Below are 21382 nucleotides of genomic sequence, written 5' to 3' on the forward strand. Positions count from 1 at the left end.
CGATCATGCAGTTCTGGTGCAAGGCCGAAGCCACCGCGTGGACGTGGGGCTGGACCGCGTACGTGGGCGTGTGGGGGTTCATCGTCCTGTTGGTGCTCGCGGTCGTCGCATGGAACCGCTCGGCGGCACGACGCGCCGGTGAGGCGCCGGCGCCGCTGCACCCGCTGTTCGCGGTTGGGGTGCTGATCCTCTGGCTGGCGCTCGACTGGCCCATCGGCCCGTTAGGCGCGAGCCACCTGGCCAGCGTCCACATGCTGCAGTTCCTGCTCATCGGGCTGGTGGCGCCGCCGCTGCTGCTGCGCGGCATCTCGCCGGCGGCGCAGGCGACCATCGCCAACAGCGCGATCATGCAGCAGGTGACCTCGCCGCTCTTCGCGCTGGCGATCTTCAACGTGACGGTGCTGGTGACGCACCTCCCGTTCGTCGCCGATGCGCTGATGCCATCGCAGCTGGGGTCGATGGCGATCGACCTGGCCTGGCTGGTGACCGGGTGCTTCTTCTGGTGGCCGATCGTCGTCCCGGTCCCGGTGCGCGCGAAGTTTCCGCCGCCGCTGCGCATGCTGTACCTGATTGGCGGACTGATGTTCTCGCCGATCATGTTCGGGCTGGCGGGGTTCCTCGCCTACAGCGAGACGCCGATGTACGGCTGGTATGAACTCGCGCCGCCCCTGCCGGGGATCTCGTCGCGGGACGACCACCAGGCCGCCGGGGCGTTGATGAGCATTGGCGGGGCCTTGGTCGCTTTCATCGGGCTGTCGGTGATCTTCTTCAACTGGTCGAAGACGGAAGGATGAGAACCGCACTCCTGCTGGCAGCCCTCGTTCTCGCGCTGCCGGCCGGGGCGCAACAGCGCACCTACCACGCGCGCCGCAAGGAAACGTCCGCCGACATCCCGCGCCTCGAAGGGGAGAGCGTCACGATCGACGGCGTCCTGGACGACGGGGCCTGGCAGAAGGCGGCGCTGCTCACGGGCTTCTCCAACTACCTCCCCATCGACAACATCCCGGCCGACGACTCGACCGAGGTCTACGTCTGGTACACGAGTCGGGACGTGTACTTCGGCGTGCGGGCCTTCGAACGCCACAGCGACGTGCACGCCACCCTGGCCGCGCGCGACAAGATCGACAGCGACGACTACATCCAGATCGTCCTCGATCCGTTCAACGACCGGCGACGCGCCTTCATCTTCGGGGTCAACCCGTTAGGCGTGCAGGCCGACGGGGTACGCAGCGAGGGGTTCAACCCACCGCAGCCGCGGGGGCAGACCTTCGGCAGCAACCCGCCGGCCAACATCGATCTCTCTCCCGACTTCCTCTTCGAGTCCAAGGGACGCGTCATCGAGGGCGGATACGAAATCGAGCTGCGCGTCCCGCTCAAGAGCATTCGCTTCCAGGGGACGGATGCGCAGAGCTGGGCGCTCAACGTGATTCGCTACGTGCAGCACACCGGCAACCAGCAGACCTGGATGCCGACGCGCCGCGGGGCGGCCTCGTTCCTCGTGCAGTCCGGGACGCTGCGCGGCTTCGCCGGGTTGCATCGCGAGCTTGTGACCGAAGTGAACCCCGAATTCACCCAGTCGCTGTCGGGCGAGCCGTCGGGGAGCTCGGGCGAGGGGTGGTCGTACGGTTCGAAGGCGAACCTCGGCGGCAACGTGAGGTTGCGACTGGCTCCCAACATCACGCTCAACGCGACGGTGCGCCCCGACTTCTCGCAGGTCGAGGCCGATGCGGCGCAGGTGCCGGGTGACACGCGCTTCGCCCTCTTCTTCCCCGAGCGGCGCCCCTTCTTCCTGGATGGCAGCGAGTACTTCGACGCTCCCGGCAACCTGATGTACACGCGGCGCATCCTCCAGCCCGACGCGGCGGCCAAGCTCACCGGGCGCATCGGGCACACGACGCTGGCATGGATGGGGGCCCTCGACGGACGCGCCGCCTCGACCGACGGGGAGGCGCGCCCGCTCATCAACCTCCTGCGCGTGCGGCGCGACCTCTTCTCCGCCTCCACCGCTGGGCTGTCGTTCACCGACCGCACGGAGGGTGCCGGCTTCTCGCGCGTCGCGATGGCCGACACCCGCATCGTCTTCCGGAAGGTCTACACGTTCAATGCCACCGCCGGTGGAAGTGCGCGGCGCCCGGTTGGCGGGGGCGAGGTGCGAACGGCGCCCTACCTCGACACGTTCATGAACCGGCAGGGGCTGCGCTTCGGCCTGCGCTACGGCATCACCAGCGTCGCCCCCGACTTCGAGGCCGTCGCCGGCTACGTCCCGCGGAGCGACTACGTCAGCGCGTCGTTCTACAATCGCGTCTCGTTCTACGGCAAGCCGGAGTCGTTCGTCCAGAGCTTCCTCATGCGCCAGGGCTACGACGCACTGTGGCTGTACGACAAGTTCTGGGACGGACGCAGCGTGCAGGAGACCAAGGTCCAGCTCGAGACGGTGACCAACATCCGCGGCGGGTGGGTGGTGAGCATCACCCCGGTGCGCGAGTCCTGGGCGTTCGACGAGCGGAAGTACACCGGCTACGCCACGCTGCGCGCGCGCCCCGACGATAGCGGGATCGATACGCTCGCCTTCACTCCGTCGCCGCGCACGTCGACCTTCGTGGGGCTCATCCGCGTCAACACGCCGCAGTTCCGGTCGTGGACGGGGCGCTTCACCGCCTTCGTCGGACGTGACGTCGACTTCTTCGAGACCGCCCCTGCCCGCCGCGCCGACTTCACCGCCGAGGCCGACTTCCGTCCGTCCACGCAGTTGCGGCTGACGACGTCGTATCTCTACAGCCACTACGCCCGGTGGCGCGACGGATCGACGCTCTCGCAAGCCAACGTCCCGCGCCTCCGCGCCGAGTACCAGCTCACGCGCGCGCTCTTCCTGCGCGTCGTGGGGCAGTACGACGCCCGGCGCCGCGACGCCCTGCGCGATCCCGCCACGAACCGCCCGATCGTCATCACCACCGACGGGGTAGCCGCACTCGCCAGTGCGACGACGACGCGCGACTTTCGCATGGACTGGCTGGTGTCGTACGTCCCCAGCCCGGGGACGGTCTTCTTCGCCGGCTACGGCAGCTCGCTCACCGAGCCGCGCCCGTTCCGCTTTCGCGAGTTGGAGCGCGTGCGTGACGGCTTCTTCATCAAGCTGAGCTACCTTCTGCGCCGCTGACGCAGCGCGCTTCTGCGCCGCTGACGCAGCGCGCTGACGCAGCGCGCTCCAGCGCCGCTGACGCAGCGCGCTCCAGCGCCGCCGAACAGGCGGCATCGGGGCAGCGCCGTGACGCTCACCGGTGGTGAGCCACGCCGTAGTAGACCAGGCGCACGAAGTGCCCGGCACGCCGCTCTCCCCCCATCGACGCCTCCCACTCACGCGCCGGGCGCTCGGCCAGCGCCTGCGGCAGTGACGCCCCACGCCCCACGCTGGCCGACACACGCGCCTCGACCGCCAGCAGCATGGCACGGTAGCGCTGCAGCTCGGCGCGCGTGGCCACCGCGCCGTGCCCGGGAACGATGATGGTGCGGTCGTTCACCATCGGCAGGACACGATCGATCGTCGCCACCATCCCGCGCAGCGAACCACCGGCCCACCAGTCGATGAACGGTGGCGCCCCCACCTCGAGGATGTCGCCGATGTGGAGCACGTTGGCGCGCGGCAACCAGACGAGCAGGTCGCCGTCGGTATGCGCACGCGGCGCGTGCACGAGGACCACGCGCTGCGCGCCGAAATCGAATGCGGCGGAGTCACCCACCAGCTGCGTCGGCATCGCCGCCGGCGCCAGCGGGGTGCGGTGCCAGTTGTCCCATTCTGCGATCGTGGTGTCCTTGGCCGCCTGCATCGCCGCATTGCGGTGGGCGATGACCGTGGCCCCCAACTGGCGAAAGAAGGCGTTGCCCTCGGTGTGATCGCCATGGTAGTGCGTGTTGACCACCGCCCGCACGCGATGCGGCGAGCGTCCGCCGAGCAGCCCAGCGAGTGCGCGGTCGAGCGCCGATACGCGCTGGTGGCTCTGCGCGTCGACGAGGAGCAACCCGGTGTCGCTGGCCAGGACCAGGACGTTGCCGTTCTCGAACCCCGAAACTACGTGGATCCCGGGACGCACCGCCTGCACACGCATCGAGTCGCTCGCGCCCTGCGCGGCACGCTTCGCCGGAGTCGCTGGTGCTGCTGGTGCTGCTGGTGCTGCTGGTGCTGCTGGTGTACCCGGCGCGCCGGTGAGGCGCCCCTCCGCCGCGACGGGGGCGAGGACGAGACAACCAGTCACGAGTGCATGACGCAGCATCGATCGCTTTGGGCTTCGAGGGAATGCGCGAGCCATCGCCCGCCCGACGCCGGGACGATTCCACCCGGCCGTGCACGTCACCACCCGCGCGGGGCCATCCGTGTGCGGCAGGGGACCGCGCGCGACTACCCCGACACCGCCCGCGCCGAGCGCACCGCCGCCAGGAGCGACTCGGCGTAGTCGATCCCGGCCGGGGTACGCGAGCCGTGCCACGAGAGCAGCTCCCCGTCGGCCAGGACGAATCGCGCCGGCGCCCAGCCGGTCAGCGCGCACAGCTCCTCCACGTGCTTCGCGGCGAAGGGAAAGGGCTCGCTCGACAGGAAGACGACGTCGGGACTTGCTGCGCGCAGTTGGTCGATGGTGACCGTGGCATATCGATCGCCCGCCGCGCCGAACGCGTTGCGCCCACCGGCCAGGGCGAGCATGGCGCTGATGAACGTGTCGTGGTTGACCGTCATCCAGGGGTCGCGCCAGATCAGGTACGCGTACGACACCTCTGCCAGCGACGCTGCCCGCTGCGCGACGCGTTGGGCCCGCCGTTCGATGTCGGTGGCGATGCGTTCTCCCTCCGCCACGCGCCCGATGGCGTGCGCGATGGAGCGCACCATCTGCGCGGTGTCAGTCACGGTGCGTGGCATCGAACTGTGCACCGCCACCCCTGCCTCGCGTAGCGCCTGCGCATCGTCGGCCCGGTTCTCCTCCTCGTTCATCAGCACGAGGTCCGGGGCCAGCGCGATGATGCGATCGAGTCTCGGGTTCTTCGTTCCGCCGACGGCCTCGATGCCGAGCACCCAGGGCGCGGGATGCACGCAGAACTTGGTGCGCCCCACCACCGCACCGGCGGCGCCGAGGTCGTGCAGGAGTTCCGTGAGCGAGGGGCAGAGCGAGACGAGGCGCATGCCGCAGTGTAGCCGCACCCTGCGACGTCAGGCAGGGGGCCCGGCGTCGGCGGCGGCCGATGTCCCCCCGCGAGCGGCGTGCCGCGTGCCGTGCGAACGCCGCGGCCGATGTCAGGACGCGACCGGGGCGGCGCTCCGTTTCGGTGGCATCAGCGAGCGGAGCGGGCTCCGCTCGGCTTCCGACCCGTCTTCTTCGGCAAAGCGCTCGCGCGTGGCCAGGATCTGCGGCAGCGCCACCAGGAAGGCGTCGACGCAGTCGGGGTCGAACTGCTTCGCGCGCCCCACGCGGATCATCCCGAGCGCTTCCTCGACCGTCCATGCGCGTTTGTAGGGGCGGCTCGACAGCAGGGCATCGAAGACGTCGGCGACCGCGACGATGCGCCCGGCGATGGGGATGTCGGCACCCGCGCGCTGGTGGGGATAGCCAGCGCCGTCGAAGCGCTCATGGTGCGTGAGCGCGATCTCCGCCGCGAGCTGCAACAACTCGGACTGGCTCCCCGACAGGATGCGGTGCCCGATCACCGTGTGCTGCTGCATCAGGGCGAACTCCTCCTCGTTGAAGCGCCCCGGCTTGAGCAGGACGTTGTCGGGGATGCCGATCTTCCCCACGTCGTGCATGGGGCTCGCGAGGAACAGCTGCTCGCACTCGGTCTCGGACTGCCCCAGGGCGCGGGCGATGAGTTCGCTGAAGTGCGCGATGCGCATGATGTGCGACCCCGTCTCGAGGTCGCGAAACTCGGCCGCCCTCGACAGGCGCAAGACGATCTCGCGCTCGCGCTCCACGATCGACGCGGTGGCGCTGCGCACCTCGCGGGCCAGGAGGTCCGACCGTCGTTGCAGCGCGCGCTGTCCCTCGGCCACCGCGAGCATGTTGCGCACGCGGGCCCGCACCTCGGGGGCATCGAGCGGCTTGTTGAGGTAGTCGTTGGCACCGCACTCCAGCGCCTGGTAGCGAATGTCGCGGTCCTCCAGCGCCGTGATCATCATCATGGGGACGTCGCGCGTGCGCGGATGTGCCCGCAGCGCCCGCACGAGCGACAGGCCGTTCATCCCCGGCATCTCGTAATCGGTGATGAGGACGTCGAGGTCGTGGTTGCGGCACCAGGCCTGCGCCTCCAGCGGGTCGTCGAACGTCTCCACGTGCACGGGCCCCACCTTCTCGACCAGCGTGCGCAGCAGCGCCAGCCCGAAGGTGTCGTCGTCGACGATGACGACGGTTTGCAGGTCGCGCCCCTGGTCGGTTGACATGGCGTTCACGTGGCGACGGTGATGGCGCCCTTCACGCGATCGAGCGCGTGCCGGAGCTCGCCCACGCTCCCGCGAAGGGCGCCCCAGTCCTCGTCCTGCGCCAGCCGCTCGGCGCGCGCGCCGAGGGCCGCGAGCTCCTTCGCCCCCGCACTCCCGCACGACCCCTTGAGCTTGTGCGCCTGACGGCGCACCTCGGTGGCGTCGCCGGCCGTCACCGCCTGCACCAGCGCGTCGACCATGGGGGTGGTGAGCGACACGAACATCGCGAGGAACTCCGCCACCCGTGCCGGGTCGTCGCCGACGATCGAGCGCAGCTGGCGCACGTCCAGCGCGCTCTCGGGGATGGCGGCCGCGGGGTCGACGGGGGGCGCCGCCGGGGCGACCGCGACCGGTGGCGCCGATCCGTCCATCGCCCCCTGCGCCCGCACCGCCCCGGGAGTGCCCCCCGTTCGCCGTACCGGCGTAGGCACGACCACGGCGCGCGGCACCCAGCGCTGCACCAGATCGTACAACCCCGCGCGGGTCACGGGCTTCGCGAGGTAGTCATCCATCCCGCCATCCAGGCACCGCTGCCGGTCGCCGCGCATGGCGTTGGCCGTCACCGCGACGATCGGGGTGCGTCGCGTGCCCGCCGCTTGCTGCTGACGGATGCGCGCCGCCGCCTCGAACCCGTCCACGACCGGCATCTGCACGTCCATGAGGATCAGGTCGAACGGATGCTCGGCGGCCAGCCGCACCCCCGCCTCGCCACCGTCGGCCAGGAGGACCCGGCAGCCGATGCGGCGCAGCATCTCGTTGGCCACGTGCCGGTTGATGTCGTTGTCGTCCACGACCAGCACGAGCGGCGCCTCCTCCGCCCCCCGTGGCGCCTCGTGCGACGGACGAGCCCCCTCCTGCTGCGAAGAAGACGCCAAGGCAAGCTCCGCGACCTCGCGCCCCGGCGCACGGTCCTGGGGCGCGCGCTGGGCGCGCGCTTCGGCCAGTGAATGGCGCGTGATCAGGCTGCGCGCGCCCACGACGCGCTCGAGGCGCCACGCCGACGCCACGGCGTCGCGCACATCCTCCGCGTGCAGTGGCGGTGCCAGGTATGCCGTGAAGCCGACGTCGAACAGGCGCCGCGCATCGCCCGGCATGCCCAGCGTCACCAGGATCGCCAGCACGGTGTCGGCCAGCAACGGGTCGCGCTTGATCACCCGCGCCATCGCCTCGCTCTGCAGGTCGCTGCTGCGGTCGTTGACCACGCACACGCCGAAGGGATCGCCGCCGCGCGCACCCGTACGGAGCGCGCCTAACGCCTCGGCGGGGGTCGCGACGCTCGTCACCGTCATCCCCAGCCCCTCGAAATCGTCCTGCAACCGCTGACTGGAGTCGGGATCGTCGTTGAGCACCAGCACGCGGACGCCGGACAGCGCCGGCGTCGCGACCGGCCCGAGGACCGCCGCGGGCGCCGCGGCGCGCGCCAGCGGAACGCTGAGGGTGAAACGGCTCCCCGCTCCCAGCGTGCTCTCCACCTCGATGCGCCCCCCCATGAGCTGCGCCAGGTGGCGGCTGATCGCGAGCCCGATCCCCGTCCCGCCGTGACGCCGCGTCGAGGCGCCATCGACCTGGGTGAACTTCTCGAGGATGTCGGCCATGCGATCCGCCGGGATGCCGATCCCCGTGTCCTGCACGGCGAAGCGCACCTCGTCGTCGGGCGCCACCGTCACCGACAGGGCGATGGCCCCCTGCGGGGTGAACTTCACCGCGTTGTCGAGGAGGCACATGAGGATCTGGCGCAGGCGCCCCGGATCGCCGACCACACGATCGGGGGACTGCTCGTCGATCGTCATCGAGATGGCGAGCCCCTTCGCGCTCGCCTTGGGCTCGAACAGATGGAACGTCTCGGTCACCGTCGTCGGCAGCGAGAACTCCATCGGGTCGAGGGTGAGGACCCCGGTCTCGATGCGCGAGATGTCGAGCAGGTCGTTGATCAGCGACAGGAGCGAGCGCCCGGCGTCGAGCATGCTCGTGGCATAGCCGCGCTCGCGCGAACGCAGCTCCCCCTCGAGCAGCAGCTGCGTGAGCCCGAGCACGGCGTTCATCGGCGTGCGAATCTCGTGGCTCATGTTGGCCAGGAACTCGTCCTTCGCGCGGCTCGCCGCCTCGGCCGCGTCGCGGGCGCGCTCCAGCTCACGCTCCTTCGCCTTGAGGTCGCTGATATCGCGAATCGACCCTGCCATGCGCGTCGGTTCGCCGATTTCGTCCCAGATGGCCTGGCCGCGCAGCTGGAACCAGCGATACTCGCCGTCGTTGTGCAGCGCGCGGCACGTCTCGTCGAACGGGACCTGCTCCTGGAAATGCGCCCCCACCGCATTCCAGGTGCGGGCCCGATCGTCCGGGTGCAGCCGCGCATCGATCGCCTCGATGCGGTCCGGGAGTTCCTCGATGCTCGCGCCCAGCATCTCGCGGAAGCGCGGGGAGATGAGGATGCGCCCGGTGCGTGGGTCCCAGTCCCACAACCCGTCGGCCGAGCCGAGGATGGCGAGTTCGAGCCGCTCCTGCGACTCCTGCAAGGCACGTTCGGCGGTCTTGCGCTCGCTGATGTCGCGAACGACCGCGAGCGCCTCGCCTCGATCCAGCGGGCTCACGCGCAACTCCAGGTCGCGCCGCGCCCCCGCCTGCCAGGTGTCGCGAAACTCGACCACCTGCACCGTCCCTGCCTCCCGCGCCGCCTGCAGGGCATCGGCCATCCATTCGCCGAGGGCGCCGTCAGGGGCAACGATGTCGTGGACCGGATGGCCGATGGCCTGCCGGGCCTCGCAGGTCAGCGCCTCCGGCCACGGCGCGCGCACGTCGAGCACGGTGTCATCAGCCCCGAGGTACAGCACGAAGTCGGGGAGCGCGCGCAGCAGCCCCATGCTCTTGGCCTCGGCGCGCCGCGACCGCTCCGAGAGTTCCTGTGACGACAGGTCGAGCGACCGCTCGAGCATCTCGCGATCCACGTCGCTCTGCACGTAGGTCGCATCAACCATGGCGAGGAAGGGCGCCAGTCCGTCGGGGAGCGCCTGCTCGGTGCCGAAGGCGCGACGCAGCTGGCGGGCGAGGAGCTTGTGCATCCTCACGCCTCTCGCAGGGTGGTGACCGTCATCGTCTGGTTGTGCAGCGTGCAGGCGCCACCCGTCGCCCAGGGCGCGATCTCGCCGTACGAGTAGAAGCCGGCCAGGACCGGCGACGCCCCCAGAACGTCGCGCACCCCGTCGAGCTCCTCTTCCACGCGCTGCTGCAGCACGAGCTTGCGCCCCACGCAGCTGATCAGAAGCGCCACCGTTGCCGGGGCCCCGCCTAACGATTTGGTGGCGGTACGCGCCGCCCCCTCGGCCCCGTCCACGAGGCGATCGAAATTCGCCTTCATGAAGCGCGCCCGCGCCCCCATCGGCATGTCGCCGGCGAAGGTCATCGTCCCCGCTTCACGGTCCAGCGCCAGCAGCGTGCGCACCACCGGACGCGCATCGTCGCCACGCCGCAGCGCCATCGGAAAGAGGAGGCCGCTCGACGGGAGGTCGCGCGCGTGATCGCCCAGATAGGACTCGTACAGCGGTATGGCGCTCCGCCCATCGAGTTCGTACAGCACGTTCCCCTCGGCGCGCGTGATCTCCCACTCGGCGCCAAACGGATCCCAACCGCCCAACGATCCGTAGCCGACCTGCAGGCGCCGCCCCACGAAGCCGACGGCCACCGCACCACCATGGACGAGGGCCGCGTCGTGCACCACGACGGTTTCCCCAAAGCGCGCGCCGTCGGCCGCCATCCCCCCCGTCACGCCGACCCCGGACGGAAGCACCGCGGTGAGCCCCTCGACCAGGGCGCTCCCGTTCACCTCCAGCCCGTCGGAGAAGACGAGCACGTGCGCGAGATCCTCGGTCAGCAGCGCGCGCGCCAGCGCCTCGCCGAGGCCGCGGCTCCCCCCCGATTCGACCAGCGTCGCCCGGGCAATCCGCACCTGTGTGTGCTCGAACGTGAGCGCCGTGGCGACCAGCGAGTCGTCGAGCAGGCGGACGCCGGCGATCTCGCCCGCGGTGGAGCAGCCCACCACGCGCGCGTTGGGCCAGCGTGCCTGAATGGACGAGGACACCGTCGGAGAGCGCAACGCCGTGACGCTGCCGAAGACGAGCACCAGCGCCGCGGCCGCGTCGGGCGTCGGTTCGCCGTCGCCCTCCCAGCCGCCGAGGGGTGTCCAGACGCTTTGTCGTGCCTGCATTGACGGGAATGGGTGACGCACCGGCGCCCCGTGGAAGGTGAGGGACGCCATTCGCTGGCCTTCGAATGAAGTGTCGTCCCGTTTCCCGCCACGCTTCAGCACCCGGCGCGCAAAACGAGGCGCGGCGCCCCCCGATTGGGGAGCGCCGCGCCTGAGGAACCTGGTGCGGATGGCTTACCGAAACGGCGAATGGACGGGAGACTGCCCCCCGACCATCGCCTGTTCGGGGCTAGAAGTTCGGGTTGGTCTGCTTCTCCGACAGCGGAGTGGCAAAGCAGAGGTCACGCCCGGCGAGTTCTTCGAGCGGGTCCAGCGCCCCCGGGCGGCTCGCGGCCGCCCAGCGACGGAGGTCACCCAGGCGCCGCCCCTCGAGCCAGAGCTCGATACCGCGCTCGCGCTTGAGCACGGCCCACGCTTCCGTCGCGTTGGCGGCGGTGCGCGGCGCGAGGCTGAGCCCCGTGCGACGCGCGTTGATGATCGCCATCGCCCCGGTGACGTCACCACCAATCAACTTCACTTCGGCCTCGATCAGGCGCATTTCCCAGCCGGAGGCCAGGTTGATGCCCGTGATGCGATCGGGGTACTTGGTCTGGAAGTACCACCGCACGCGCCCGAGGTTGCCCACCGCCGCGTCGCCCACGAGCACCGTGGCGCTCGAGTCGAACGGAACGCGCGGATCGCGCGTCGCCTTGCGATAGGCCTCGTTCGGCGTGTTCCAGACGGTGTGCGCGCGATACGGCTGGTTCGCGCTCGCCCAGTAGATGCGATTGTACTGATCCAGTTCGGTCTGGTAGTACGGCATCTTGTACGTGAAGGCGTTGTTCGTGATCGCGCCGGCGTCGGTCGCGGCAGCGGCGAAGTTCCCCTTGTACAGGCGCACCGAGGCGCGTCCAGCCGTCGCCGCCTGCACGAGCGCGGTGTTGTTGGCCGCCGTCGCTACCGTGATCGCCTCGGTGAAGTTCGCCTCGGCCCGATCGAAGTAGATGGTGTGCGCCTGCGGAGCGCCACCGTTGATCACCCCCTGGCAGAAGTTCTCGCCAAGGTGACGGTTGGAAAAGCCGGCCCACACGAGCGCCTGCGCATGCTGCACGCTGTTGGCGGCCGCGGCGCCCAGCACCGTCTTGGCGCGGGACACCACGTCTTCCGCCGTCCAGCGCGAGCGCTGCGAGAGGTTCCAGAAGGTGTCGTCGTCATCCTCGGTGAGCTTGCCCGACTGCTGGCGCACCGTGATGCCGAACGACCCGGTGGAGCCGCCCGGGAAGATCTCCCGCGACGCGGCCGCGCCGGTATACGACGTCCAGTTGAGCGCTTCGGCCAGGTCGCGCCCGGTACCGTTCACCAGCGAGGCGAGGGCACCGACGTTGTTGAGTTGGTCGGCCTGGATCGGGCCGGGGTTCACCGCGTCGAGCGTGCACCCGGACAGCGCGGCGGTCAGGACGACGGCCGCGGTGGCGCGAGCGATGGTCGAGGAATTCGTCATGAGAGTCATTGGCGTTTCCTCCTAGAACGTCATGCGGAGGGAGGTCAGGAACACGGCCGGTGCCGGGATGTGCTCCGAGATGTAGCGCACCGTCGCGTTGAAGCCGTCGTTCCCCGACATCTCCGGGTCAAACAGCGGCATGCCGTAGTTCTTGCGGAACAGGTTCTGGCCCGAGAAGACGAGCGAGCTGCTCGCGGTCCCCGGAACGAGGCGGCCGAGCGGCACGGTGACGGTGATGTCACGCACCTTGAAGAAGTCGGCCTTGAAGATGAACATGTCCTGGCGGACGTTGGCCGGGATGCAGGTCAGCGTCTCGCGCACCGTGATCGGCTTCTGCGCGGCAATGTTCTTGTAGGCATCGAAGCACGTCGGCCAGAGCACCGAGCGCGAGAGCGCCTGGTACGAGGCGTCCTCGTTGATGTAGTGGCCGGCCTGGTACTCGCCGCGCATGGCGATGCTGATGTTGCGCCACGTGCGCAGGTTGATGTTGCCGCCGATGATGCGCGTCGGCTGGGCCGGACCGAAGTCGTAGTTGGACGCGGTGTCCGGCGCGACGCCACGGGCGTCGGGGTTGCGGATGATCTTGCCGCGCAGCACCGGGGCCGGCAGCCCTTCCTTGACCCAGCCGTAGTTGCCCACCGTGAACGACGGCGCGCCACCAAGGCTGATCACCTTGCTCTTGTTGGTGCTGACGTTGAGCCCGGCGCTGAGCCCGAACTTCGGGCGCTCGACGATCGTGCCGGTGATGGCCATCTCGATCCCCGACTTCTCCATCTCGCCCACGTTCTGCAGCGTGTTGGCCAGGAAGCCGTTGGTGGGGATGGAACGCACGCTGAAGAGCGCGTCGGTCGTGGTGGCCTTGAAGTACGTGAAGTCGATGCCGAGGCGCCCCTGGAAGAGGCTCTCGTCAAAGCCGAGTTCGAGCTCGTTGGTGCGCTCCGGGCCTAAGTCCGGATTGCCTAGGTTGCTCGGGCGCACGGCCGTGGCCGTCCCCCAGCCCACCTGGTTGTACGTCCGCACGGCGGCAAAGGCGCCCGGCGCGCGGCCGGCCTGCCCGTACGCGGCGCGCAGCTTGAGCGTGCCCAGGTTGTCGTTCCAGAAGCCCTCGTCCGACACGACCCACGAGCCGGACACCTTGGGATAGAACTGGAAGCCGAAGTCCTTGCCGAAGGCGCTGTTGCCGTCCATGCGCCCGCCTAACGTCACGAAGTAGCGATCCTTGAAGCCGATGAGCGCCTGCGTGAAGGCCCCGCCGGTGACCACGCGCTGGCGATTCTCGTCGGCGTTCTTCACGCCGCCAGATGCAACCGTTGGCGGTGACGGCGTGGCGAAGTTCTCCGAGTACGCCACCGCATCACCCACCAGCGAGTTCACGTACTGCGTCCCGCCCGAGGCGGTGATGCGCAGGTCGTTGCCCAGCTGGAACTCGTAGTTGTTGACCCAGTCGGTGCTCAGCGTGTTGTTGGACCAGCGCTGGTTCTGGATCACGCCTAACGGCACGGCCGGGAAGCCGAACGGGCGCAGGTTGCGATTCTCCAGCGCCGCGCGGTCATAGCCCACCGTGAAGCGGCTCGAGAACTTGGCAATCGGCGTCCAGGTGGTCGTCACGCCCAGGATCGAGCGGTCGATGTAGCTGTCCAGCTGCTGCTGGAAGACCTTGGCGATCGTGTCCGGGCTCGCATTCCCGAAGTAGTTGCGGTCGCGACGGAAGGCGTTGAGCGTGACACCCTGCGCGTTGTTGCCGGCCGGCGTCTGGTTGATCAGCGAGTTGTTGTACGCGCTGCTCCAGTTCACCGCCACGTTCTTGATGGGCGCGAAATCGAGGTTGGCGCGGATCTGGTACTTGCGGTCCTTGTCGTTCGGCAGCACGCCGTCGGTATTGTCGGCGTTCATCGAGACGAGGTACTTCAGGTTGTCGCCCTGCCCGCCCGACACCTGCGCCGCCGCGCCGTAGCGCATGGCGTAGTTCTCCGGCCCGAAGCGCTCGGACGTCTCACCTTGCCGGTTCGTCGTCGAGTTGCGCAGGAACGGATCCATGAAGAGCAGCGGCGCCGAGTCCGTGCCGAACTTCTGCAGCGAGCTGAAGCCCGAGTTGAGCTGCACGTTCCACTTGGCCGCACCCTGCGCGCCGCGCTTGGTGAAGATCTGGATCACGCCAGCCGCCGCGTCGGTGCCGTACAGCGTGGCCGCCGCCGCCCCCTTCACGACTTCGATGCGCTCGATGTCGTCCGGATTGATGTCGTTGAGCGGCGACCCGTACGCGTTGGCGCCGCGCTGCGTGGTCCCCGTGAAGATGCCGTTGCGCGGATACTCGTCCGAGCGCGTGCGCACGCCGTCGATGAAGATCAGCGGCTGGTTGGTCAGCGCGACCGACGTCGACCCACGCAGGCGGATCGCCGAGCCGGCGCCCGAGTTCCCCGTCGCCCCGCCGACGTTCACCCCCGCCATGCGACCGGCGAGCATGTTCGACACGTTGCTCGGCACCTCGGGCAGCTCCGACACCTTCACCTGACCGATCGAGTTCCCGACCTCGCGCTTGCGCGCCGAGCCACCGGTCCCCGTCACGACCACTTCGTCGAGCGAAATGGCGCTCTGCGTGAGCGCGAAGTCGAGCGTCACCGCAGCCCCCGCGGTCACCGAGACCGACTTCTCCGTCGGCTGGTAGCCGATGAGGCGCACGCGCACCACCTGGGTCCCGGGCGGTACCGCGGCGATGGAGTACGACCCATCCGCGTTGGTCAGCGCCCCGAGCTGCGTTCCGGCGACGAACACCTGGGCGTTGCCGAGCGGTGCGCCTGCGGCGGCATTGGTGACCTTCCCGCGAATGGTCCCTTGTGCCTGTTGTGCACTGAGGGCCCCAGGTGCGAACGCGACCAGCAGCGCGATCGCGGCCCCGAGTCCTCGAGTCCAGCGACCCGACGTTTGACGACTGTTGTGCATCACGACCTCATGTGGAGAGGAGTGGGGGAAGCGCGTCCGCACGCACGCCGTGGCAGCAACGGCGCTGGAGGCCTGCCGAGAGATGCGACCACGAGCGGCGGGGAGGACGGGAGGCCCCGCGAGCCCATGTGCCGGGCGGAAACGCGCGGCATAGCATCCCACCGAACGGGGGCGATGTCAACACAGCTATTTTCCCGGGTCGCGCAAGCCTCTCCCCGATCGGGTAGGCCCCCCCGCTCGCCCCCCATTCGCCTCGCAACTCCTCGCCTCGTCGCTCGTCCTCTTATAGTTGCCCTCCCCCGCCTCGCCCCTGATGTCCGCCGCCGACCCCACGACGCCCGATCTCGAGGCGCTCCTCGACCAGGGGCGTCTCGCGGAGCTGCGCGGCCAGACCCAATCGGCGCGTGACTTGTACGAACGGGCGCTGCACTCGCTCGTCCCGGGAACGCCGGCGTGGACCATCGCCCGCCTCCTGCTCGGCATCGGGCGTACGCACCTCGCCAATCGCAACCTCGGGGCAGCGCTCGATTGCGTCGAGGCGGTCATCGCCCTCCCCGAGGAATCGGGGATGGACGTCGCGATCGCCGAGGCGCACGAGCTGCGCGGACGCATCCGGTGGCGCGAGGGACAGCTCGGCGCCGCGGCGGAGGACTTCACCGACTCGCGCCATCGCGCCCGCCTCGCCGGCCGGCCAGCCCTCGCAGCGTTAGGCGCGACCCACCTGGCCGACCTCGCCCTCCTGCGCGGCGACAGCGCCGAAGCCATCGCCCTCGCCGAGATGGCCGTGACCGAGTACCGCTCGGGGGGCGACGAGGCGCTCGCTGGCCTCACCGCCGCGCGCCTCGCCACGCTCTACGCCGACGCCAAGCGCTGGAACGCCGCCGAGCAGGCCTTTGCCGCCGCCGCCGCGTCGGCCACCCAGCGGCGCGACGAGCACCTGCTGGCGATCCTCGAGCTGGCGCGCGCCGAGATGGCGCTCGACCGCGCCAACGTCGAACGCGCCCAGGCCTCCGCCGAGCGCGCGCTCGATCTCGCCCGTCGCCTCGACGACGTCGCCCTCATCGCACGCGCCCTCACCCTCAACGGGGTCGTGGCCCGAGAGCTCGGGGACCACGCACGCGCCGAACGACTCCTCGAGCAGGGCGACCGTCAGGCACAGGAACTCGACGACCTCCTGCTCATCGCCGAGACCGCCCGCGAGCGCGCCGACCTCCTCGCCCGCGACGACCGCCACGCCGAGGCGCTGGGCGCGCTCAATCGTGCGTATCGCGCCCTCGCCCAGCTCCGCGTGCGCGGCGCCGATGGTGACGCGACCCGGCGCCTCCGCCGCCTGGACGACGGCTTCATCGACGTGGTACGCCGCTGGGCGCAGCGCATCGAGTCCAAGGACCACGCCACCGCCGGACACTGCGACCGCGTCGCCGACCTCACCTGCGAGATCGCCCGGCGCATGGGGGTCGAGGCGCACGCCCTGGTCTGGTACCGCGTCGGCGCCTACCTGCACGACATCGGCAAGCTCGAGGTCCCCCCCGCGATCCTGAACAAGGCCGGGCGACTGAGCGCCGAAGAATGGGCGATCGTCAAGCGACACCCGGCCGCCGGCGCCGCCATGCTGCGCGGCGTCGACTTCCCCTGGGAAGTGCGCCCGATCGTCGAATCGCACCACGAGTGCTGGGATGGCTCCGGCTACCCGCACGGCCTGGCCGGCGAGGAGATCCCGTTGGCGGCGCGCATCTTCACCGTCGCCGACGTCTACGACGCCCTCGTCTCTCGCCGCTCGTTCAAGGCGGCCCTCTCGCATCACGAAGCCCTCGACGTGATGCGTCGCGACGTGGGGCGGCAGTTCGACCCCGCCGTCTTCAAGGTCTTCGAGGAGGTCGTGCGCGATGGGATCGCGATCCCCGGGATCACCTCCGCCGCCGCGCTCCCCGCGCGCGTGGAGACGCGCGAGCCCCCGCTCCTCGACGACGCCCTCACCTCGGTCGCCGACCGCGCCTCGTGGACGCAGCGCGCCGCCCGCCTCCTGGGCGCGCGCCAGGGAAACGCGCAGCCGGTCGCGCTGCTGCTCCTCGACATCGACCACTTCTCGCGCGTCAATGCGACCTACGGGCGGCTGCAAGGCGACGACCTGCTGTGGGCGGTGGCCAAGGTGCTGCAGCGCGGACTGCGCACGGGCGACCTGATCGGGCGACGCGGCAGCGACGAGTTTGTCATCCTCCTGCCGGCCACCACCTCCGAGGTCGCGCTGGAGATCGCCGAGCGACTGCGCGAGGCCTGTGCGCGCCTGCGGTGCGCCCGGCGGGACGCCCCCGAGGAGGAGATCGCCATCTCGGTCTCCGTCGCGGTGGCCAGCGCCCCGCAGGACGGCGAGACCGTCGAGGGACTGCTCGCCGCCACCGACCGCGCCCTGTATCGCGCCAAGCGCGACGGGCGCGATCGCGTGGTGGTGGCCGACCAGGCCGACGCGCACGCCGCGCGCGCGCGCCTCGACTTCGATGCCTTCGTCGCCCGCGAGGACGAACTGCGCACCCTCGTGGGGCAGCTCGACCTGGCCAGTCGCGGCGACGCGCGCCTGGTCTCCCTCGTAGGCGAAGAAGGGATCGGGAAGACGGCCCTCGTCAGGCACCTCGAGCCCGAAATCCGCCTGCGCGCCGGGACGCTGCTCACCGCCCAGTGCCTCGACGGCGACCAGTCGGCCCCCTACGCCCCCTGGACCGACATCGTCGCGCGCCTGCACAGCATGGGGATGCTGGCACTCGAGGAGTGGCGCGCACTCCCGCAGATCATCCCCGACATTCCGCCGCCGCGCGACGGCGACGACTGGGCGCTCACTCCCTCGCTGCTCCAGGAGGAGATCGTGCGTGCGGTGCGTCGGGTCGCGCGCGACCGCCTCCTCGTCCTCGTCTTCGAGGACATGCAGTGGGCCGACGCCGCCAGCTGGGCCGTGCTCGACATCCTCATGGGGGCGGTCGACGCCGAGCGGCTCTTCATCGTCGTCACGCTGCGCCCCGACGAGGCGCGCAGCGCAGCAGACTGGCGCCGCCGCCTCACGCAGCGCGCGCGCGCCAGCCAGCTCTCGCTCCGGCGCTTCACCTTGGACGAGCTGCGCCGCTGGGCGCAGGTCGTCTTCCGCGATGCGGATCCGGGCGACGAGTTTCCCCGCATCCTGCACGAGTACACCGAGGGGATCCCGCTCAACGTCGTCCATGTCCTGCACGCCTTTGCCGAGGCGGGGGGGATCTGGTACGGCGGCACGCGCTGGGAGTGGCGCCCGCTCACCGGCGGGGCCATCCCGCCCGGTATCGCCTTCATTCTCGAACGGCGGCTGCAACGGCTCTCGCCCGCGGCGCGGCTGATCCTCACCACCGCCGCGGTCCTCGGCGCCCCCTTCGACCTCGAGTTGCTCCTGGCGACCGCCAACGCCCCGGAGCAGCAGGTCACCGCGGCGCTCGATGAAGCGAGCAGCGCCGGCGTCATCGTGCGCGATGCGGCGCGCGAGGGACAGTTCAGCTTCACGCACGCCCTGCTCGCCGACGCCATCACCCGGAACCTCCCGGAGCGTCAGCGGCAGCGCATCCACGAGGTCGCGGCGCGCCTGCTGGAGCTGCGTGCCCCGTCGTCGGTGGACGCCATCGCCGGGCACTACCACGCCGCCGGCCTCGATACCGACGCCTATCGCTATGCCCTGATGGCGGCCGAGCGCGCCGCCGCCGGCTTCGCGCACGACGCCGCCCTCGACGCATTGCAGGTCGCGCAGCGCCACGCCCCGTCCGCCCGCAACCTCGCGGAGCTGCGCGTGCGCCTGGCGACCACCGCCTTCGACGCCGGCCGATACGCTGCCGCCGAAACCTGGTGCGACCTCGCGCTCGAGTGGATGGGCGAGGGCGACGCCCCCGATGCAGCGCTCGCCGTGCGCAACCTGCGCGAGCGCATCCGCGTGCACCGGGGCAAGCCACCGCTGCGCGCCATTCAGGAGCTGCGCACCCTCCTTGTCGACGCCCCCGGGGGCGACTCGACGATGCGCGCCGGCGTGCAGCTGGCGGCGTCGGCACTGGCCGCGTCGGTCGCCGACTGGCATCTCACCACCACCCTCGCCCGCAAGGCGATCGAGATCGCCGGCATCCGCGGGTCGCTGTCGCAGCGCGCCGAGGCCCACCGGCTCATGGCCCTCGGGCGCTATGACTCGGCCCCGGGCGAGGCCTTCGCCTTCGCGCGCGAGGCCATCGCCGACGGCACCGCCGCTGGCGATCGCGCGGTGACCGCCCTCGCCCGCCTCACCTTGGGCGAACTGTACCTGCGCGCCGGCCACCTCCCGCACGCCGAGGAGTCACTGGGCGAAGCGCTCGACGCGGCGCGAGGCGCCCATGCGGCCCCGCTCGCCGCGTGCGTCTCCCGCGCCCTCGGCGAACTGCGCGCACGACAGGGGAACTTCGGGGAATCGACGCAGTGGCTCGGCGACGCCGAACGCATCTTCACTGCGCTCGGCGACGCCCCCGAACAGATGCGCACCACCCTCGTCGCCGCGCACGCCGCTCGCGAGCAGCGCGAACGCCAGCGTGCCCACGCCCTGTACGACACCGCCGCGACCGCGGCGCGCACCCTGGATATCGCCTGGGCGGAGATGACCGCGCTGGCCGGTGCGGCGCTCACTAACGGCGGCCCCACCTCGCCCACGGCGCAGGCGCGCTGGCAGCGTGCCAACGAACTGATCGCCGGTGCCACCCCCGACTGGTGGTTCCCCGGTCGTGAACTCGTGGATGCGGTCGCACTGCAGACGGCACTTGGCGCGGGACATAGTGGCGCCGCCTTCGATCACTTCGCCCGCGCGCTGCGACGCTTCGAGGCCGTCGACCCCTATGCGGGGGCCTGGCTGGTCGCGGAATGCGCCAACGGCCTGGAGCAGGCGGGGCTGCCGGCGATCGCCGTCACGCGGCGCCTCGCCAGCGAGCGAGCGCAGGCATTGGCCTTCGGTCCACTTCTCGATCGTCTCGCCGACACGATCACGTAGGAACTCGCGCGCACCACTTCACCGGTGGTGCTTCGTCTGCGCAGGTCACGTCGCTGCACGACTGACAGGTCGTCGCGCGAATCTCTCTGGCGCCAATGCTCCGGATATCGGAGTTTAGGGGACCCACCACCCACGCGCCGAGGGATTCACTCATGCGACGTCGTTTGCATTGCGCGACGCTGACGTTCTGCTGTTCGCTGTCGCTCGCTGCCGGACCGCTGACGGCCCAAGCCACGAAGGCCGCACCCACGCCCACGCAGCGGCGCGAGGCGGTGCAGCGCGCCGGCGGCATTCCGGGGACCGAACTCCTCATCGTTGCATCCGACAAGGGCTTTGAGGCTCCCGCGCAGGTCGATGCCGGGCTCGTCAACATCCGGCTCTTCAATCGATCGGCGTCCCAACAGCACTTCAGCATCCTCAAGGTCGACCGCCTCGACCGCCTGGCGCAGATCTCGGACTATCTGCGCGGCGGCGACTGGAACGTGCCGTGGATCAATCGCATGGGGGGGCCGGAGTCGACGCCGGCCGGCGGCGTGTCCTCGGTGTCGATGGTGCTCGAGCCCGGTCGCTACGTCATCGCCCAACTCCCGATCAACCCGGCCCCCGGCGGCCCGCTCATCCTGGGCGAAGTGGAGGAGCTGTCGGTGACCCGTCGCCCCGGGGCGACCGTGACGGCTGCCCTCCCGGCTACCGAGAGCGTGCTCAAGATGTATGAGTGGAACTACCAGCTCGAGGGACCGCTCAATGCCGGGCGGCGCACGATTCGTGTAGACAACACCGGGCAGTTCGAGCATCAGGTCTGGATCGTTCGCATCCTCCCCGGCAAAGGGCTGGCCGACGCGGTGAAGTGGGCGGAGAAGCCGTCGGGTCCCCCTCCGTTCGAAGGGGTGGGCGGGACGACGAATCTCGCGCGCGGGCGGTCGGTCAACGTCACGGTCGACCTGCTCCCCGGCGACTACGCGCTGCTGTGCGTGACCTTGAATCCGCTCTCCAAGCAGCTGCACTCCCAGCACGGGATGATCAAGGCCTTCCGGGTCACCCAGTAGCAGCTGACGTCTTAGCAGACTCTTGACGGCTCGTCCCGGAGCCGTAGCATGGGTCACACGCCGCGAACGCTTTGTCACGCGTTCGCGGCGCTTTCGTGTCGTCCCCCCCGTCGGCGGCGCGAACGCGGGTGTCCCTCCCTGTCCACCCTTAGCAGCTGGAGGAGCTTCATGCATCGTTTCAGGTTGGATCGGCGGCTTCGAGCATACGGTCTTGCGCTGGCGTTGGCCCTACTCGGGACAGCGACGACGCGCGCCG

At 70.3% G+C, this 21382-nt stretch carries 11 protein-coding genes; 4 read left to right on the top strand and 7 right to left on the bottom strand.

What is annotated here, in order from left to right; all coding sequences use genetic code 11:
- The first annotated feature begins 5 nt into the window (after positions 1-5).
- Complete coding sequence (locus IPN47_26895) at positions 6-794, top strand: cytochrome c oxidase assembly protein (GenBank protein MBK9411609.1); 789 nt, start codon at positions 6-8, stop codon at positions 792-794.
- The gene (locus IPN47_26900) at positions 791-3157 is read left to right on the top strand and encodes a carbohydrate binding family 9 domain-containing protein (protein ID MBK9411610.1); all 2367 of its coding nucleotides are present in this window, start codon (positions 791-793) and stop codon (positions 3155-3157) included. The genes IPN47_26895 and IPN47_26900 overlap by 4 nt, the downstream gene beginning before the upstream one ends.
- A 115-nt stretch (positions 3158-3272) precedes the next feature.
- On the opposite strand, the gene IPN47_26905 is transcribed toward IPN47_26900, so the two are convergent.
- The 7 genes from IPN47_26905 to IPN47_26935 form a co-directional block, all read right to left on the bottom strand.
- Entirely contained in the window at positions 3273-4103 is an 831-nt protein-coding gene (locus tag IPN47_26905) for an MBL fold metallo-hydrolase (GenBank protein ID MBK9411611.1), read from the bottom strand.
- A gap of 290 nt (positions 4104-4393) precedes the next feature.
- Positions 4394-5167, bottom strand: a complete 774-nt coding sequence (locus IPN47_26910) for a cobalamin-binding protein (GenBank protein MBK9411612.1) — start codon at positions 5165-5167, stop codon at positions 4394-4396.
- Positions 5168-5278: 111 nt separating this feature from the next.
- Positions 5279-6415: a response regulator gene (locus tag IPN47_26915; GenBank protein MBK9411613.1), complete on the bottom strand. Its 1137-nt coding sequence runs from the start codon at positions 6413-6415 to the stop codon at positions 5279-5281.
- Between the two features lie 5 nt (positions 6416-6420).
- Positions 6421-9510, bottom strand: coding sequence for a response regulator (locus IPN47_26920; GenBank protein ID MBK9411614.1), 3090 nt, complete (start codon positions 9508-9510; stop codon positions 6421-6423).
- A gap of 2 nt (positions 9511-9512) precedes the next feature.
- Positions 9513-10652, bottom strand: coding sequence for an FIST C-terminal domain-containing protein (locus IPN47_26925; protein MBK9411615.1), 1140 nt, complete (start codon positions 10650-10652; stop codon positions 9513-9515).
- 229 nt (positions 10653-10881) lie between these two features.
- The gene (locus tag IPN47_26930) at positions 10882-12132 is read right to left on the bottom strand and encodes a RagB/SusD family nutrient uptake outer membrane protein (GenBank protein ID MBK9411616.1); all 1251 of its coding nucleotides are present in this window, start codon (positions 12130-12132) and stop codon (positions 10882-10884) included.
- A 21-nt stretch (positions 12133-12153) separates the two neighbouring features.
- Positions 12154-15072, bottom strand: a complete 2919-nt coding sequence (locus tag IPN47_26935) for a SusC/RagA family TonB-linked outer membrane protein (GenBank protein MBK9411617.1) — start codon at positions 15070-15072, stop codon at positions 12154-12156.
- Between the two features lie 313 nt (positions 15073-15385).
- Between IPN47_26935 and IPN47_26940 the strand changes: the two genes are divergently transcribed.
- The gene (locus IPN47_26940) at positions 15386-20080 is read left to right on the top strand and encodes a diguanylate cyclase (GenBank protein MBK9411618.1); all 4695 of its coding nucleotides are present in this window, start codon (positions 15386-15388) and stop codon (positions 20078-20080) included.
- Between the two features lie 152 nt (positions 20081-20232).
- A complete protein-coding gene (locus tag IPN47_26945) occupies positions 20233-21126 on the top strand; it encodes a hypothetical protein (protein MBK9411619.1) in 894 nt (297 codons plus the stop codon).
- The last annotated feature ends 256 nt before the right edge of the window (positions 21127-21382 follow it).

Source organism: Gemmatimonadota bacterium (assembly GCA_016719105.1).
In the GTDB taxonomy this organism is placed as follows: Bacteria; Gemmatimonadota; Gemmatimonadetes; order Gemmatimonadales; family Gemmatimonadaceae; genus SCN-70-22.

Excerpts from the sequence above, each read along its gene's own strand:
- IPN47_26915 (MBK9411613.1), bottom strand. The coding sequence starts at position 6,415 with ATGTCAACCGACCAGGGGCGCGACCTGCAAACCGTCGTCATCGTCGAC.
- IPN47_26930 (MBK9411616.1), bottom strand. The coding sequence starts at position 12,132 with ATGACGAATTCCTCGACCATCGCTCGCGCCACCGCGGCCGTCGTCCTG.
- IPN47_26895 (MBK9411609.1), top strand. The coding sequence starts at position 6 with ATGCAGTTCTGGTGCAAGGCCGAAGCCACCGCGTGGACGTGGGGCTGG.
- IPN47_26905 (MBK9411611.1), bottom strand. The coding sequence starts at position 4,103 with ATGCGTGTGCAGGCGGTGCGTCCCGGGATCCACGTAGTTTCGGGGTTC.
- IPN47_26920 (MBK9411614.1), bottom strand. The coding sequence starts at position 9,510 with ATGCACAAGCTCCTCGCCCGCCAGCTGCGTCGCGCCTTCGGCACCGAG.
- IPN47_26900 (MBK9411610.1), top strand. The coding sequence starts at position 791 with ATGAGAACCGCACTCCTGCTGGCAGCCCTCGTTCTCGCGCTGCCGGCC.
- IPN47_26910 (MBK9411612.1), bottom strand. The coding sequence starts at position 5,167 with ATGCGCCTCGTCTCGCTCTGCCCCTCGCTCACGGAACTCCTGCACGAC.
- IPN47_26940 (MBK9411618.1), top strand. The coding sequence starts at position 15,386 with ATGTCCGCCGCCGACCCCACGACGCCCGATCTCGAGGCGCTCCTCGAC.
- IPN47_26925 (MBK9411615.1), bottom strand. The coding sequence starts at position 10,652 with ATGCAGGCACGACAAAGCGTCTGGACACCCCTCGGCGGCTGGGAGGGC.
- IPN47_26945 (MBK9411619.1), top strand. The coding sequence starts at position 20,233 with ATGCGACGTCGTTTGCATTGCGCGACGCTGACGTTCTGCTGTTCGCTG.
- IPN47_26935 (MBK9411617.1), bottom strand. The coding sequence starts at position 15,072 with ATGCACAACAGTCGTCAAACGTCGGGTCGCTGGACTCGAGGACTCGGG.